The sequence below is a fragment of the Leptolyngbya sp. FACHB-671 genome (assembly GCF_014695745.1).
In the GTDB taxonomy this organism is placed as follows: domain Bacteria; phylum Cyanobacteriota; class Cyanobacteriia; order Elainellales; family Elainellaceae; genus JAAUTN01.
This window is the reverse complement of the sequence record NZ_JACJOV010000063.1, coordinates 100,137-114,790: the sequence shown is the minus strand read 5'-3', so window position 1 is coordinate 114,790 and position 14,654 is coordinate 100,137. Positions and strand designations below refer to the sequence as shown.

The 14,654-nt window shown below is 50.5% G+C and carries 16 protein-coding genes; 8 read left to right on the top strand and 8 right to left on the bottom strand.

Translation table 11 applies throughout. From position 1 onward, the window contains the following. The first annotated feature begins 300 nt into the window (after nt 1-300). Nucleotides 301-1,080: an exosortase-dependent surface protein XDP2 gene (locus H6F93_RS07735; RefSeq protein WP_190679967.1), complete on the top strand. Its 780-nt coding sequence runs from the start codon at nt 301-303 to the stop codon at nt 1,078-1,080. 63 nt (nt 1,081-1,143) lie between these two features. Here the strand turns inward: H6F93_RS07735 and H6F93_RS07730 are convergent, their stop codons facing one another. The 5 genes from H6F93_RS07730 to H6F93_RS07710 all read right to left on the bottom strand — a co-directional run bounded on the left by H6F93_RS07730 (nt 1,144) and on the right by H6F93_RS07710 (nt 5,772). Then, on the bottom strand, nt 1,144-1,542 hold the full coding sequence (locus tag H6F93_RS07730) for an allophanate hydrolase-related protein (protein ID WP_190679966.1): 399 nt from the start codon (nt 1,540-1,542) through the stop codon (nt 1,144-1,146). A 6-nt stretch (nt 1,543-1,548) separates the two neighbouring features. Continuing rightward, entirely contained in the window at nt 1,549-2,268 is a 720-nt protein-coding gene (locus tag H6F93_RS07725) for a cysteine hydrolase family protein (protein WP_190679965.1), read from the bottom strand. A 9-nt stretch (nt 2,269-2,277) separates the two neighbouring features. Then, a complete protein-coding gene (locus H6F93_RS07720) occupies nt 2,278-3,825 on the bottom strand; it encodes an ABC transporter ATP-binding protein (protein WP_190679964.1) in 1,548 nt (515 codons plus the stop codon). Between the two features lie 129 nt (nt 3,826-3,954). After that, nucleotides 3,955-4,641, bottom strand: a complete 687-nt coding sequence (biuH, locus tag H6F93_RS07715) for a biuret amidohydrolase (RefSeq protein WP_190679963.1) — start codon at nt 4,639-4,641, stop codon at nt 3,955-3,957. Nucleotides 4,642-4,752: 111 nt separating this feature from the next. Beyond that, entirely contained in the window at nt 4,753-5,772 is a 1,020-nt protein-coding gene (locus H6F93_RS07710; protein ID WP_190679962.1) for a formamidase, read from the bottom strand. 84 nt (nt 5,773-5,856) lie between these two features. Here H6F93_RS07710 and H6F93_RS07705 point away from each other — a divergent pair, with 84 nt between their 5' ends. Beyond that, complete coding sequence (locus H6F93_RS07705) at nt 5,857-6,186, top strand: hypothetical protein (RefSeq protein WP_190679961.1); 330 nt, start codon at nt 5,857-5,859, stop codon at nt 6,184-6,186. Nucleotides 6,187-6,406: 220 nt separating this feature from the next. Here H6F93_RS07705 and H6F93_RS07700 read toward each other — a convergent pair whose 3' ends face one another. From H6F93_RS07700 to H6F93_RS07690, 3 genes are all read right to left on the bottom strand, one after another. Beyond that, nucleotides 6,407-7,333 carry an ABC transporter permease gene (locus tag H6F93_RS07700; RefSeq protein WP_190679960.1) on the bottom strand — a complete coding sequence of 309 codons (927 nt, stop codon included), beginning with the start codon at nt 7,331-7,333 and terminating at the stop codon, nt 6,407-6,409. A gap of 72 nt (nt 7,334-7,405) precedes the next feature. Next, on the bottom strand, nt 7,406-8,488 hold the full coding sequence (locus H6F93_RS07695; RefSeq protein ID WP_190679959.1) for an ABC transporter permease: 1,083 nt from the start codon (nt 8,486-8,488) through the stop codon (nt 7,406-7,408). 48 nt (nt 8,489-8,536) lie between these two features. After that, the gene (locus H6F93_RS07690; protein WP_190644613.1) at nt 8,537-9,709 is read right to left on the bottom strand and encodes a BMP family ABC transporter substrate-binding protein; all 1,173 of its coding nucleotides are present in this window, start codon (nt 9,707-9,709) and stop codon (nt 8,537-8,539) included. Between the two features lie 227 nt (nt 9,710-9,936). Between H6F93_RS07690 and H6F93_RS07685 the strand changes: the two genes are divergently transcribed. The 6 genes from H6F93_RS07685 to H6F93_RS07660 all read left to right on the top strand — a co-directional run bounded on the left by H6F93_RS07685 (nt 9,937) and on the right by H6F93_RS07660 (nt 14,543). After that, nucleotides 9,937-10,629: a hypothetical protein gene (locus H6F93_RS07685; RefSeq protein ID WP_190644614.1), complete on the top strand. Its 693-nt coding sequence runs from the start codon at nt 9,937-9,939 to the stop codon at nt 10,627-10,629. 183 nt (nt 10,630-10,812) lie between these two features. Further along, nucleotides 10,813-11,295 (top strand): Lrp/AsnC family transcriptional regulator, encoded by a 483-nt coding sequence (locus H6F93_RS35075; protein WP_347277260.1) that lies wholly within the window; start codon nt 10,813-10,815, stop codon nt 11,293-11,295. A 149-nt stretch (nt 11,296-11,444) separates the two neighbouring features. Next, on the top strand, nt 11,445-12,059 hold the full coding sequence (locus tag H6F93_RS07675; RefSeq protein ID WP_190679958.1) for a LysE family translocator: 615 nt from the start codon (nt 11,445-11,447) through the stop codon (nt 12,057-12,059). A 17-nt stretch (nt 12,060-12,076) separates the two neighbouring features. Further along, nucleotides 12,077-13,264 (top strand): murein hydrolase activator EnvC family protein, encoded by a 1,188-nt coding sequence (locus H6F93_RS07670; protein WP_190679957.1) that lies wholly within the window; start codon nt 12,077-12,079, stop codon nt 13,262-13,264. A gap of 147 nt (nt 13,265-13,411) precedes the next feature. Further along, on the top strand, nt 13,412-14,278 hold the full coding sequence (locus tag H6F93_RS07665; RefSeq protein ID WP_190679956.1) for a MinD/ParA family ATP-binding protein: 867 nt from the start codon (nt 13,412-13,414) through the stop codon (nt 14,276-14,278). Then, nucleotides 14,271-14,543, top strand: a complete 273-nt coding sequence (locus H6F93_RS07660) for a hypothetical protein (protein ID WP_190679955.1) — start codon at nt 14,271-14,273, stop codon at nt 14,541-14,543. Before H6F93_RS07665 ends, H6F93_RS07660 begins: the two co-directional genes overlap by 8 nt. Nucleotides 14,544-14,654 lie beyond the last annotated feature (111 nt).

Below are 14,654 nucleotides of genomic sequence, written 5' to 3'. Positions count from 1 at the left end.
AGCTAGTAATTTGACGGTATTAGTTATTCTCTATTGCAGAATTATACTCACGTTTTACGCACAGAATACCTTCTCTTCTACGTGAAATCATCTGACAGAAAAGCTTTTAAGAAATTTGAGTGAAATTAGTATTTTACTCATTGCCGCTTCAATGTTTCATAAATAACCTTGAATCATGCAACATTTTCTGTGTTGTTATTCCCTATCAATTGGCTAGACCTTCTTTAGATTTACAAGTCCAAATTGATGGATCTAAAGCAATTCAAGCTTTAACTGCGTAAGTACTAAACAAGCAAAACGATGAAACTAAAATACATTGCAACTTGTGCTGGGCTGATAGCGAGCAGCGTTCTAGCCTTCTCTAATGCTCCAGCTCAAGCTTTTTCGTTCACGACCAATTTTTCGGGCAACAATCCCAAAGGCAACATTCTTCTAAACTCAGTTAAACTCACCGATGGAAGCGTGATTGACGATTTTGCCCTGGTTAATCGAGCTAACATCATCAGCAACGATCTATGGACAGGCGGAAATACTGGCGCTGCCAGCGCTGATATGGGAGATCAAGCAACGATTGGCACTCAGCAAGAGCGGCTTGACAACAACAGTGCAGTCGCGGCTCTGGGCAACCTGGACCTGAACAGCATTATCGATACTGAAGATTCAGGACGCTCGGTCATTGATGTTTTCTTCTCCTCCGCAGTAGACAACTTGTTCTTCTGGGAGAGAGGCATGAACAGTAAGCTAGACATTCAGGCGCTTGATGCCAGCGGAAGGGTGATTGGCAATCTGCTAACTTCCTATTCTGGACAATGGCAATACGCTGGATATGGCATCGATACGAAGGAAATTAGCGGCACTCAGCGAGTTGGCTCTTTGGGCATCAGTTTGGCAGACCTGGGAGTAGCCAGCCCAATCTTTGGAGTCCGTGTAGCTAGCCGAGGTGCTGCATACAACGGTCCGGATTGGAAAGTAGCAGGTTCAGCTACTTCTGTTCCTGAACCCGCTACTTTAGCAGGTTTGGGCTTGGTGGCAGGTGCGATCGCCACCTCTCGCCGCCGCAAAGCAGGCAATCCTGCTTAACTCGGTTCTTCTAGAAGTTAAGTGCCTGAGAAGGGGGTGGGACAAAGTCCCACCCCTTTTTATCTATCTCAAGAGTTTTGGCTTACAGCTTGTGGTGTAGGCACGCCAGCCGCCCCATTGAGTAATTTCAAGTTGGTCTTTGCAGAGAAAGGCTTCTCCAAGAACACCTAGAACCACTTCGCCATTGTCCAAACGAACCTTGCCAATACAAAGCCCGGGGGGTTCTTGTAGCAAAATCTGGCAAACGCCTGCGGGAGGAACTGCCCAGATTTCGACAGCGATCGCTGCTCCTCCTTCAGCAACTTTCATCATGGCGGGATGGCGATCGGCAATTGCCCAGAGCCGATAAGCGGGTTCTGTAGTGGTTTCTCGCACAAACTCAGCGCCCGCTTTTTGTAGATTTTGGTTTAATTCCAGTCCGCGCATCAGGGTGCCGTTGACTGCCAAGTAAATTTTCTTCATCTGCACCTAACCAACCGGAGTATTGACTAAATCCAAAGCAGCCTTGGGAGTATCCCAGCCCGTTCCTGCTAGTCCTTGTAAGACCGCAGCGGCGGGAGCAGTCCAGCCAACAATGCCGCCCTGAGCACAAACCATTTCTAGCGTGGCTTGCTTGAACTCAGGGAAGTAGCTCTCGGTGCAGTCTTCTATTAGCAGGCACTCATAGCCGCGGTCGTTGGCTTCTCGCATCGTGGTTTGAACGCAGACTTCGGTGGTTACACCAGTAATCAACAGATGAGTGATGCCTCGTTCCTGCAAGTGGGTTGCTAGATCCGTGTTGTAGAAAGCGCCCTTTCCTGGCTTGTAAATGATGGTTTCTCCTGAAACGGGTGCCAGTTCTGAAATGATGCCGTTTCCAGGTTCGCCCTTGATTAGGATTCGTCCCATCGGTCCGGGGTCGCCAATTTTGAGCGCAGCTTTACCCCGATTGAGTTTGGCGGGCGGACAGTCTGATAGGTCAGGCTGATGACACTCAATTGTGTGAAAGACGGGTAAGCGATACTGCCGAAATGCTGCCAGCAACTGTCTTAGCGTTGGTACGATCGCCTGCAATCGGCTGACATCATTTCCTAAAGCATCTCCGAAACCGCCTGGTTTCAGGAAATCTCGCTGCATGTCAATGATGATCAGTGCTACGCCAGTCAGAGGCAGTTCGTAATTGTAGGGTTTAGCGGGAATGGTGATCATAGGTTTCTTCTAATGTCCTGCCATGCTGCGTCCGATGGTGGCAAAGTCAGCTTGGGCGATCGCACTTTCATAAACGAATTTGCCGCCGCTGATCACGAGAATGCGATCGGATAGCTTCAGCAACTCGTCCAGGTCTTCGCTCACCAAGAGAACAGCGACTCCTCGATTGCGGGCTGCAACAATTTGACCGTGAATGAACTCGACAGCAGCAAAATCTAAGCCAAAACAGGGGTTGGCAGCCATCAGTAGTTTGATGTGATCAGCAGACAATTCCCTTGCCAAAACGGTCCGCTGCACATTTCCCCCTGAAAGATTGCCGACGGGCGTTTCAGGTGAGGGAGTTTTGACCGAAAACTGCTGGATTAAACCTTGAGCGGCTTGGTGCATGGCTTTCAAGATGAGCAAAAAGCCTTTTGCTTGGGGTGGACGGTCAAAGGTTCGTAGCGCCATATTTTCTGCCACGCTCATGTGAGGCACGCAGGCGTTACGGAGTGGTTCTTCTGGCAGAGCAAAGACTTTGTGTTTATACATCTCCCGCCGAGTGGCGTTGTAGGGTTCGCCGTTTACCCAAACTTCGCCGTTGGTGGCGGAGCGCTGTCCAGCTAGCACTTCTACCAGTTCTCGCTGTCCGTTGCCTGAGATTCCTGCAATGCCAACGATCTCGCCACTGTAAACGGTCAGGTTAACGCCTAAAACTGCTTCTAAGCCATTGTCTTTATTGGCGTGGATATCTTTGATTTCTAAAACGGGAACCGGATCGGGAGGGTCTGTTTTCTCGACGGGAGTGGGTTCGCGGCGATCGCCCATCATCATTTCGGACATATCGGAGACGGTCAGGTCGCGCACCATGCCATGACCCGCAAATTTGCCTTTTCGCAAAATGGTGACTTCATCAACAAAGGCCATGACTTCTCGGAATTTGTGGGAAATCATCAGGACGCTGAGCTTTCCGGCAGTCACCTGTTCGCGCAGCAAGCCCAGTACCTCGTCTGCCTCACCGGGAGTCAAGACGGAAGTAGGTTCGTCAAGGATGAGAATTTTGCTCTTGAGATAGAGCTGTTTGAGGATTTCTAGTTTTTGCTTTTGTCCGGCGGCAAGCTGAGCAATGGGAACATCCAGTGGCACTTGAAAGGGTGCCGTTTTCATGAAGGCATTAAGCTGCTCGTATTCAGCTTTCCAGTTGATCAAGTTCGTGCTATCAAAGCGAGACAGCACCAGGTTCTCAGCTACCGTCATGGCGGGGACGGAGGTGAAATGCTGGTAGACCATGCCAATTCCGTATTTGTGGGCATCGCGGGGGCTGGCGATCGCCCGACTCTGCTGATTGATCAATACTTCACCCGATGTGGGTGTGTAAAATCCCATGACGCACTTGACCAGGGTGCTTTTACCGGCTCCGTTTTCGCCCAACAGCGCGTGAAAGGTTCCCGGTTTGAGATGCAGGGAGACGTTATCTAGAGCAACCAGGCTGCCAAAGCGTTTGGTCATGCTGACGACTTCTAGCTCTGGCGGCTTTTCGATCTCAACGGTGGAAAGTTTTTCGGTTGCGGTTGTCATGGGTTTGTTTTCCTCAACAGCATGGGGTTGCCTGCTTCACGAACGGTGGAACTGAGCCGGGAATTAGGGCTTAGCATTCGGGCAGAGTTTGGATTGGGGTTGCAAGGATGCCTACCGAATGCTGCGCCCCTACGGGGTTTGGAGGGCTTCGATTAGGGCAGTGGAGGGGGCGATCGCACCAAACACGCCGCCTTGCATGGTCACCATTTTTAGGGCGGCAAGGTGGTTGCCGTAGTCGCTAGCTCCGGTGCAGTCGGAGAGCAGCAGGCATTCGTAGCCGCGATCGTTGGCATCGCGCATGGTGGTATGGACGCAAACATCAGTTGTTACGCCTGCCAGAATGATGTTTTGAATGCCTTTGCGCTGAAGCAACAGGTCTAGATCGGTAGCGTAGAAGGAACCTTTGCCGGGTTTGTCGATAATCGTCTCGCCAGGAAGGGGAGCCAGTTCAGGAATGATTTCCCAGCCCGGTTCGCCGCGCACCAAAATTTTGCCGCAGGGTCCGGGGTCGCCGATGCCTGCACCAATTTGACGCGATCGCCATTGTTTGTTTTCGGGCAAATCTGACAGATCGGGGCGATGTCCTTCGCGGGTGTGCATGATGTGAAAGCCCTTTTCGCGCATCACGCTTAGTAGCCGTTTGATTGGTTCAATTGGGGCACGGGTAAGGGAAAGGTCATAGCCCATCTTGTCTACATAGCCGCCGATGCCACAAAAGTCGGTTTGCATGTCGATGATCAGCAGCACGGTGTTGCCTGGACGTAGCTCACCGTTGTAAGGATAGGGGTAAGGTTCTGAGTTGACGTAAAGACCCATGATTCATGACCTCCTAAAGCCGGGTAGGTTGGGTGGAGCAAAGCGAAACCCAACGTTTGCAAAAGTTTGAGCTTGTTGGGTTTCATGCTTCAACCCAACCTACAGGGCTGACTAACCCAACACGTCGGCTGGAACTTCTTCGCCCCGGTAAGTGCGGGTTGGGGACGGGAAACCGCAGGAAGTACCGTCTGTGTGAACGACTTGTTCTTCCCAAGGGAGGCGGTAGTTGCCGTTCACCAAATCCTGCATATAGGTATAGGGGCAGTCTTGCGCTCCGCCTTTGACGGCGGTGTAGCCGCGATGCCCAAACTGGTAGATGTTATTCTCAACCGACCAATGATTTCGAGCTTCACGCACTAAGTCGGGGCGCAACTCGGCGGTGATAATCTCGTTGGGGCGGTGGCTACCCATTGCCAATGGAGTGCCATCAAAGTTGACGAACATTCCTTCGCCCATTGAGTCAAAGGTGCCGTCGGTGCCGCACATACAAACCGAAGCGGTGTACATCAGATTGCAAAAGGCGTTTGCCTGATTAGTGATGCGCCAGGAATGCCGAATTGGAGCAGTGTAGCCCGCTGTGCGAATCATGATTTCGGCTCCTTTGTAGGCACATTCTCGTGCCATCTCCGGGAACATACCGTCGTGACAGATGATTAGGGCGATCGCACTGCCATTTGGACCTTCACAGACTGGAATGCCGATATTTCCCGGCTCCCAGGGTTCTACAGGTACCCAGGGATGCAGCTTGCGATAGTAGAGCCGCAATTCACCTTTGTCGTCCAGAATGATGCCGCTGTTGTAGGGGTTGCCGTGTGGGTTGTATTCCATGATGGAAAAGCAACCCCAGATGCGGTTGTCCCGACAGGCAGTCTGGAACGCCTCAACTTCTGGACCATCCAACCGACACATAATCTCTGGATTGGTGTCCATTGATAGCCCGTGCAGAGCATATTCTGGGAACACCACCAAGTCCATCGTGGGCATATTGCGCCGAGCTTTGCCAACCATGTCGCAAACGCGATCGGTTTGCGCTGCCAGGTCATCGGGCGTAACTACCGTTGGCAGTTGCAGTTGCACCATGCCGAGAACTACGCCGTTAGGAGATTTGTTTAAGCCGCCAAGACCATTCATAGGAATAAGGAATAAAGGATGAGAGATGAAAGGTAAAACTTGTTCATTACTTGTTCCCAGGTTCTACCTGGGAATGCATTTAAAGTGGCTCTGCCACTTGATATCAGGAGGCAAAGCCTCCAGTTCTGCATTCCAAGGCAGAGCCTTGGAACGAGGTTGATTAGAAATGAGAGTTTGAGTTCGGCAAATGAGGGTTTGAACCCGGAGAATGGAGTCCTGAACTGGAGCGATGCTGTTCTAAACAAGAATGATGCAGTCTTAAACAGGAACGATGTCGCTTCAAACAAGAACAATGCTGTTCTGAGTGAGAATAATGCTGTTCTAAACAAAAACAATGCTGTTCTAAGTAAGAACGATGCTGTTTTGAACAAGAACGATGCTGTTCTAAACAGGAATGGTAGGGGTTTGAACTAGAACGGTGAGACTTTGACCTGAAATGCTGCAACCTTGAGCTTAAACAGCGGAACTTTGTAGACCATTTATAAGGTGCGATCGCCCTACACGATGTGCAACTAGATTCCTGGAAACCTTGGTTTCCTGTGGAGCAGGCATCTTGCCTGATTGATTTGGACGGGCAAGATGCCCATCCCACAAGAGGTTAGAAAAAGTTACACATTGCGTTCCCTTGTCCCTCCTAAGTATCTGTGCCCAAGGCACCTGGCGCACCGGACAGCGTGCGTTTTGGTGAACAGGTGATGATCATGACCAGCAAGGTCAACACATAAGGGGCAGCGTTGAACAAGTAATAGCCCTGCTCAATGCCGACCGACTGAAGTGCCGGTCCCAGTGCCTGAGCACCCCCAAACAAGAGGGAAGCCCAGAGACATTGAATCGGGTTCCAGTGAGCAAAAATCACGAGAGCGACAGCCATCAAGCCTTGACCGCTAGAAACCCGTTCGCTCCAGAGCCCGGGATAGTAGAGCGATAAGGAAGCTCCGCCAATTCCGGCTAAAAAGCTGCCTGCCACGACGCTGAGCATTCGCACCTTGAAGATGGAAACGCCCATTGCTCTAGCAGCTTCAGGGCTGTCGCCCACTGCCCGGATAAACAAACCCCAGCGAGTTGATTGAAAGAACCAGTGCATTAGGGGGGCGATCGCCACACCCAACAAAAACAAGGGGCTAATCTGTAATGCCGACTGCACAGGCGGCAAACTGCTCCAGGCTCCTAAATTAATCGTTGCCAGCTGTGGAGCAGACGGCTGAATGAATGGCTTTCCCAGAAAAAAGGCGATGCCGCTGCCAAAAATGATCATGGCAATGCCCACCGCAACGTCATTCACCCTAGGCTGCTGAGAAAGCCAACCGTGAATTAAACCGAATACCACGCCTGCGAGTCCAGCGGCAATCACGCCTAACCAGGGCGACCCAGTGAGATAGGAAATGGCGTAGGCGCTCATTGCACCCATCAGCAACGTTCCTTCTAAACCCAGGTTGATTTTGCCGCTCTTTTCGGTCAGACATTCACCCAAGCTGACAAATAGGAAGGGCGTTCCCCCGCGCATCATACCAGCGGCGATCGCCAACGGTACGCCCCACCAACCGAGTGCTTCTGTTGCCATTAGTAGAATCTCCTTATAGGTGTGGAGTTTGTAGAGACGCGATTAATCGCGTCTCTACAAACTCCAAATTCCTCACACCACCGCCGTAACTGCGGGTGTCGGTGGGGCCTTTACAATTGGCTCTTTGAAGATGGCAAACTTGCCGTAGAGCGATTCGCTAAACAGGACGACCAGGAAGACAAGCCCTTGGAAGACGAGAACGGTTGCGTCTGGGAGGTTGTGCGATCGCTGCAAAATGCCACCACTAGCAAGAATGCCGCCTAGCATGATAGACACGAGTGCCGCTGCTAGCGGATTGTGTCGAGCAATGAAGGCAACCAGAATGCCGCCATACCCGTAGTTGGCATTTAGCGATTCGTTGGCGCGACCGTGAACAGCTGCAACTTCAACCATGCCCGCCAAACCTGCACAGGAGCCTGCCAGGAAGCAAATTGCCATCGTTAGTTTGCCGACGGGCAGTCCGGCGATGCGGGCGGCGCGAATGTTTCCTCCCGCAGTTCGAGCGGCAAAGCCAAAGGTGGTGCGCTGAATCAGGAAGTAGGCGATCGCACAGGCAATCAGTCCGTAAATCAGTCCGTAGTGAATTCGAGTGCCAGGAATAGAACCCAACATATTGATTTCAGCAATCGGATAGGTGGAAGGCTTGTTGAGCGAACTGGGGTCGCGCATGGGACCACCGACTAAGTGGTTGAGCAGGGCGATCGCAATATAGTTCATCAGCAAACTGCTGATCGTCTCATTCACAGCGCGGTAGTGCCGCAATGCACCGACCGCACCAATCCACAAACCGCCCGCTGCCATTCCTGCCAGTGCCATACCGATCTGTACAACCGTAGGTGGGGCAGTAGACAGTGCCAATCCAGCCGCAACTGCACCCAAGCCACCCACGACTAATGCGCCCTCGTTGCCAATAATCACCAACCCTAGACGAGCAGGAAGCGCCGTACACAAGGCACTTAACATCAGCGGTGAAGCTCGAATCAGCGTATTTTGAAACGTGCTCCAACTGCCGAATGCTGCCTTCCAAATCGAGGCATATACGCCAAAAGGATTTGCCCCCGCAGCCGCGCAAAATGCGCCAAACAGGACGAGTGAAAAGGCTAAAGCGCCAACCGGAATGCAGATAGATTCCAGGGTTTTACGATGAGTGACCATGGTGAAAGAATGAGAGATAGGGGATGAGGGATGAAGGATAAGGGGCGATTAGCTAGCAACGCTACCAATCACCCCTTCGACTAGATAATTCATCTGCTCCAGCACAGGGTCTTGCTGCTTCAGCGATTGACTCGCTTCAACCACAACTGCGCCCGTGTTGTCCTTAATCTCACCGTTGTAAATCACCATACTGCCGTCCATAAAGGCAGCTTTGGCGGCTTCAGCATCCTGCTTTGCCTGCTCACTCACTGCTGGACCGTACTCTGAAAGCTTCCAGAAGCCCTCAGCCAAACCGCCCCGGAGGATATGAGGAATGCTGCCATCCATCAAGTTTTTGCCAGCGTGAATGTCTTCAGCGATCTTGGAATAAACGCTCGTCCAATCCCATTCAGCACCCGTGAGATAGCCCTTGGGTGCTAGAGCCGTTTGGTCAGCGTGATAACCAGAGGAAAAAATGCCCCGCTTTTCTGCGGTTTCCATCACCACTTTGGGGCTATCCACGTGGCAGGTGAGCACATCAATTCCCTGGTCAGCCATGCTGTTTGCAGCTTCTGCTTCCTTGACTGGCAGGGCCCAATCTCCGGTAAAAATAGCCTGCGTCGTCACTTCGGGTTTGACACTGCGGGCACCCAGCGTGAAGCTGTTAATGTTTCTGAGAACTTGAGGGATTGGCTTTGCACCGATAAATCCTAATTTTCCAGTTTTGGACGTGTGAGCAGCAACGATTCCAGCAATGTACTGTGCCTCGTCGATGTAGCCAAAGTAGCTAGCTACATTAACCGGATGCGTTCCTTCCTGGTAAAGTCCACCACAGTGAAAGAACTGTACGTCGGGATATTCTTCTGCCAGCTTGAGAATGTGAGGGTCAAAGTAGCCAAAAGATGTGGGGAAGAGGACAGTTGCACCGTCAATATCGATCATGCTTCGCATCGATTCCTCAACCGCAGTGGTTTCTGGAACGCTGGCTTCTTCAACGATCTTGACCCAATCAAAACTCTCTACAACCCCAGCTGCGCCTTCTGCGTGTGCCTGGTTGTAACCGTAGTCATCTTTGGGTCCAACGTAAATAAAGCCCATCGTAACTTGGTCTGTAGCACCCCCACCCCCCTCGGCTGAGCTGCACCCAGTGCCAAAACGAGCAGTAATGCCAAAAGCCGTCGTGGCAAGCAAGCCTCGAATGACTTGGCGGCGAGATAGGTGTAGAAGCTTTCTATTACTCACGGTTTCCTCTCTGGAAAAGGGACGGCTATGCTAGCGACAGGCTTAAACGTGCGTACCGGTGATGAGTGCTAAGCTACATCACTGACGTGAAGAATTAGGGAGAAAATCGGGAAGAAATCGGGAAGACGCTTAAACGTACTCAAATCCCTGATACTGGAGAAACCTCGTTTTTCAGTCGTCACTTTTGTTCGTCCAACGTTTGCCTAACTTGCTCTTTTTGCCAAGCCATGACTGAACTAGATTTGCTCATTCTGACGGTCTACATCATCTCGGTTGTGTATGTGCTCTATCAGGCGATCAATACGTTGGATGACCAGACGACCTTTCACTTTGATCGCACTACACTCGATCAGACTTTGGAGGAGAAAGAGCTAAGGGATTTGATTAATCTCAATTTCAGATTTGACGATCGCTACAAATTTGAGGAACAGCCCAAAAAGCTGTCAATGTCCCTGGAGAACAAATCGACTGACCAATCTTTTGAGGTGAATTGGGACCACAGTTCCTTGACCGATCACGAGGGGCGATCGCGCCGAGTCATTCGCCTCACCCCTGATAAGCGCTTCAACCTTTCTGAGCAGCAAGTCCCTAGCGTTGTGCCCCCTGGCAAAACCTTAAAGGAAGAGTTTACGGCTGAGGATATTCTCAAGATGAACATCGATGGCAGCTTGGAAACAGCCTCTCCAATCATTGATCTATTCGGAATTGAGAAAGCTGGCAAGAAGTCAGACAAGATGAAGAAACTCTACGCTGACTTTATGGAGCGCAAAGCAGACATTACCTTTTCGCTACGACTGGTGGTGAAGATGATTGACCTATCGGGTGAGGGAAGGAGCGATCGCTCCTATGTCTTGCCTGCCACTTTTCTGATCAAGAAAGTGCCGTGGTCAGACGCTCTTCCCTTCAATCCCAAAAAATAACCAACGCTACCAAACCCAATTTTCCCTATAACAGAGCAAATCCTTACGCCTCTCTAGCAAACCTCCCTAACCTTCTTCAGGCATCTACACAGAGATGTCTGAGTTCCGTTTGTTGACCAATACGCTTGACTCAGCCTTATAAAATAATTATAAATATCTAACAGACCTAATAAAAACAACTTTGTGAGTCTAGATTCGACAGATTATAAGGTAGTGCGAAGTCTAATGGATCAGGGGCGCATCACCTGGTCAGAGTTAGCTGGAATTTTAGAACTCTCTGCTCCTGCAACTGCTGAACGCGTTCGTCGCTTAGAGGAACGCAAAATTATTAAGGGGTATACCGCCCTAATCGACCCTGAAACCGTTGGCTGTGAGCTAACTGCGTTCATCGCAGTAACACTGGAGCATTCACATCGAGCTACTTTCTTGCAGCGAGTACAGGAATTAGCGGAGATTCAGGAATGCCATCATGTCACGGGTGAAGATGATTACTTGCTCAAAGTACGATGCCGCAACACGCGAGGCTTGGAGCAACTAGTCAGCGAAAACTTAAAAGGGTTACCCGGAATTTTGCGCACTCGAACCACCATCGTGCTTTCAACAACGAAGGAAACTCCTGCTTTGCCGCTCCAATTCCCAGCCGATTCAGAAACGGTTCAAGGGTAGGTATCAACGACGTGAGGGACAGGTAAAGTCCTTGAAACCTGGGTTCCCTATGGAGCAACGAAATGGCTGCTCAATGTAAGCGGGCAAGCCCATCCCACAAAAAACTTAGAAGAAATTGCACATTGCATCTATTAAGGAGACTTTAAAGCATGGACATTGGATTTTTAGGGCGAGGACTGATCCTTGGATTTTCCATCGCTGCACCCGTGGGGCCAATTGGTGTACTATGCATACGCCGCACCTTAACCGAGGGAATTGCCTCTGGCTTCTTGTCAGGTTTGGGGGCTGCAACGGCGGATGCAATGTATGGGTGTGTTGCTGGATTCGGTCTGACGTTTGTAGCCGATCTGCTAGTTGGACAAGCGCTTTGGGTTCGGCTGATTGGTGGTTTGTTTCTTTGCTATTTGGGAGTGAAGACAATTGTGTCTAAGCCTGCTGAATCAACTATTTCTGGCAAATCACGCAGCCTTTTTACAGCCTATGCCTCAACAGTTGTATTGACGCTGACCAATCCTGCTACTATTCTTTCGTTTGCAGCAGTGTTTGCAGGTTTGGGTCTGGCTAGCGCTGGCGGCAGCTACGCAGCGGCTGGAGTTTTAGTTTTAGGGGTGTTTTTAGGATCGGCGCTATGGTGGTTGCTGCTGAGTGGAGGAGTCAGTTTATTGCGACGACGGTTTACCTCAAATGGGTTGCAGTGGTTAAACAGAATTTCGGGTGCAATTTTGCTGGCGTTTGGTGCGATCGCCCTCAGCTTGAGAGGGTAAGCTAACAGTTTCAGGACATGGTTAAACTGCTGAGTCAACTCAAGTTGCGTCAAATCATTCTAAAAATAGTGCTTGGGCTATGTCTGTTTCTGGCGATTGGCTCAACCTCATTGTCTTATGCACTACCATCAGCCCTACCGTTAGCTCAAGCTGGGTCAGTGGAAAACCTACAACAGCAGCAACAACAGATTGAGCAAGAGCGGGATGACATACAGAGGGAGCGCGATCGCCTGCAAAATCTGGAACAGTCTGCTCAGGACAGATTGGGCGGCTTGCAGAATAACATTCGCACCACCGCTGCTCAGATTCAGCAGAATGAGGCACAGATTAAAGCCGCAACAGAGAACCTGAAGAAACTACAGGCAGAATTGGCGATCGCCGAAAAAGGCTTTCAAGATAAACAGCTTGGCACTGTCGCTCGACTCCGTTTCTTGCAGCGACAGCAGGGTGGTCAGGGTTGGGCAGTCTTGCTGCAAAGCAATAATCTCAACGAATTTCTCGATCGCCGCCGTCAACTCAAACTGGTCTATCAAGCCGATCGCCAAATTTTGGCTAACTTAAAAGCTCAATTTGACAACCTGAATCAGCGCAAACGCACCATTGAGCGCCAAAAGAATGATATTGCCTTATTGACCCAACAGCTTCTTGCCCAAAAATCTCAACTTGAAGCCCAGTCAAAAATTCAACAAGACCTGATTGCTCGCCTGCGCCAAGACCGCAATGCCCTAGAAGAAGCAGAAGCCCAGCTAGAAAGAGACTCCGCTACAATCGCCGTTTTGATTCGGCAGCGCCTTTCAATCCCGGGTCCAGTGGTTCGAGGTACGGGGCAATTCACCTATCCCTCGATCGGCATTGTGACTAGCAACTTTGGCTGGCGCGTTCATCCCATCCTAGGCTATCGTCGCTTTCACGCTGGAATTGACTTTGGCGCAAGTCACGGCAGCACAATTCAAGCTGCTGATGCAGGCGTGGTGATTTTTTCAGGCTGGTACGGCGGCTACGGCAATGCTGTCGTTATCAGTCACGGGGGCGACTTAACCACGCTTTACGGGCACGCCAGTGAACTTTACGTCAGCGAAGGACAAACCGTGCAGCAAGGACAGGCGATCGCCGCTATTGGCTCCACTGGATTTTCGACTGGACCTCATTTGCACTTTGAAGTCCGGCAAAACGGCGAACCCGTCAATCCCCTAGGGTTTCTCTAAAAATTTCATCTGCAAAATCACTAAAGCAGTACACTGCACAAAATACGTTGATCTGTCACGTTAGACTGGGGAATAATTTAGCTACAGCCTAGACCTGTGTTGCTCCTGCTTAAGACTCCGTGGCTTGCCTAGTTTTCAAGGTCTGCAATGCCCAAAATTGTCTCTGTTCACTCCCTCCGTCATGGCACAGGCAAATCTAACCTGGCTGCTAATCTAGCCGTTAGCATTGCAGAGCACGGACAGCGAGTTGGCATCATCGACATCGATGTGCAGGCTTCTGGAATTCACACTCTGTTCGGGCTTGACGAAGATCAAACTGATCATGCCCTCAACTACTACCTCTGGAGCAACGTAGGAATTCAGGAGGCGACCCAGTCACTCAGTCCACTCCTCAAGATTAACCACGGAGAAATAGCAGTGATGGGAGGAGGCATTTACCTCACTCCTTCTAACATCAAGATTAACGAGATGGCCCAACTGCTACAAGAGGGTTACGACACCAGTACATTGAGCCAGGGACTATTTGAACTGAGTCACCGTCTCAAGCTCGACTATTTGTTGATTGATACAAATCCTGAATCGAGCGAAGACACGCTGCTGGCGATCGCCCTTTCGGACATTCTGGTGCTAGTGCTGTGTTTAGACCAGCGGAACTTTCAGGACGTTGCGCTCACGCTGGATGTCGCTAAGAAGTTAGGAGTTCCCAAAATTCTGTTGGTTGCCAATCAGGTTTCATCTAAGTATCTCCAGCAAGACGTTAGGCAACAGCTTGAAAGAACCTACGGTCATCCCGTCGCAGCCGTTTTACCCTTCTCCCAAGAGTTGCTGACTTTAGCCAGCAGCGACATCTTTTGTCTGCGCTACCCCGATCATTCCTTGAGTAAAGATGTCAGAGCGATCGCCCAACAAATTACCAACATTGGCGAAACCAAACGTGCACATCTCCTAAAAGCCTGGTTAACCAAAGCGAACCCGACTGATAGAGTGTCTGACCCTGGCGTTTCTAATGTTTGATTTGCTGCTGTTGCCCGACGCTAAACGTCAGCTTATGAACTGGATCATTCGGCGGGGCAAAGCAACTTTATTAGACTGCGTGAACCATACCGGAAAGCCTGAAGCACTTGTCGAGACCATCTTAGAAAAACTGGTAAAGCAAGGACTACTACAATTCAGCCGGGTTGCGGATGACGGATACTACCAAGCTCGACTTGCCTCAGAAAAACAACGGTTACTGCCCAACCAGATTTGGGAAGTCTTAAAAGACAACACCCCTGAGTAGCTCCCTCGAACTATCCCAAAAAGCTAACCTGGCTTTCCGAATCTCGTTCAGCAGCGAATTTTTCGCTCTAGAAATGAAATTCTCAAATCCCGGACTACCTTTGCAGAAAGG

What these genes read in the sequence shown, in the direction of transcription:
- H6F93_RS07670 (WP_190679957.1), top strand. Translation starts at nt 12,077, where the DNA reads ATGGTTAAACTGCTGAGTCAACTCAAGTTGCGTCAAATCATTCTAAAA.
- H6F93_RS07730 (WP_190679966.1), bottom strand. Translation starts at nt 1,542, where the DNA reads ATGAAGAAAATTTACTTGGCAGTCAACGGCACCCTGATGCGCGGACTG.
- H6F93_RS07675 (WP_190679958.1), top strand. Translation starts at nt 11,445, where the DNA reads ATGGACATTGGATTTTTAGGGCGAGGACTGATCCTTGGATTTTCCATC.
- H6F93_RS07710 (WP_190679962.1), bottom strand. Translation starts at nt 5,772, where the DNA reads ATGAATGGTCTTGGCGGCTTAAACAAATCTCCTAACGGCGTAGTTCTC.
- H6F93_RS07660 (WP_190679955.1), top strand. Translation starts at nt 14,271, where the DNA reads ATGTTTGATTTGCTGCTGTTGCCCGACGCTAAACGTCAGCTTATGAAC.
- H6F93_RS07735 (WP_190679967.1), top strand. Translation starts at nt 301, where the DNA reads ATGAAACTAAAATACATTGCAACTTGTGCTGGGCTGATAGCGAGCAGC.
- H6F93_RS07695 (WP_190679959.1), bottom strand. Translation starts at nt 8,488, where the DNA reads ATGGTCACTCATCGTAAAACCCTGGAATCTATCTGCATTCCGGTTGGC.
- H6F93_RS07700 (WP_190679960.1), bottom strand. Translation starts at nt 7,333, where the DNA reads ATGGCAACAGAAGCACTCGGTTGGTGGGGCGTACCGTTGGCGATCGCC.
- H6F93_RS07665 (WP_190679956.1), top strand. Translation starts at nt 13,412, where the DNA reads ATGCCCAAAATTGTCTCTGTTCACTCCCTCCGTCATGGCACAGGCAAA.
- biuH (WP_190679963.1), bottom strand. Translation starts at nt 4,641, where the DNA reads ATGGGTCTTTACGTCAACTCAGAACCTTACCCCTATCCTTACAACGGT.
- H6F93_RS07720 (WP_190679964.1), bottom strand. Translation starts at nt 3,825, where the DNA reads ATGACAACCGCAACCGAAAAACTTTCCACCGTTGAGATCGAAAAGCCG.
- H6F93_RS07685 (WP_190644614.1), top strand. Translation starts at nt 9,937, where the DNA reads ATGACTGAACTAGATTTGCTCATTCTGACGGTCTACATCATCTCGGTT.
- H6F93_RS07725 (WP_190679965.1), bottom strand. Translation starts at nt 2,268, where the DNA reads ATGATCACCATTCCCGCTAAACCCTACAATTACGAACTGCCTCTGACT.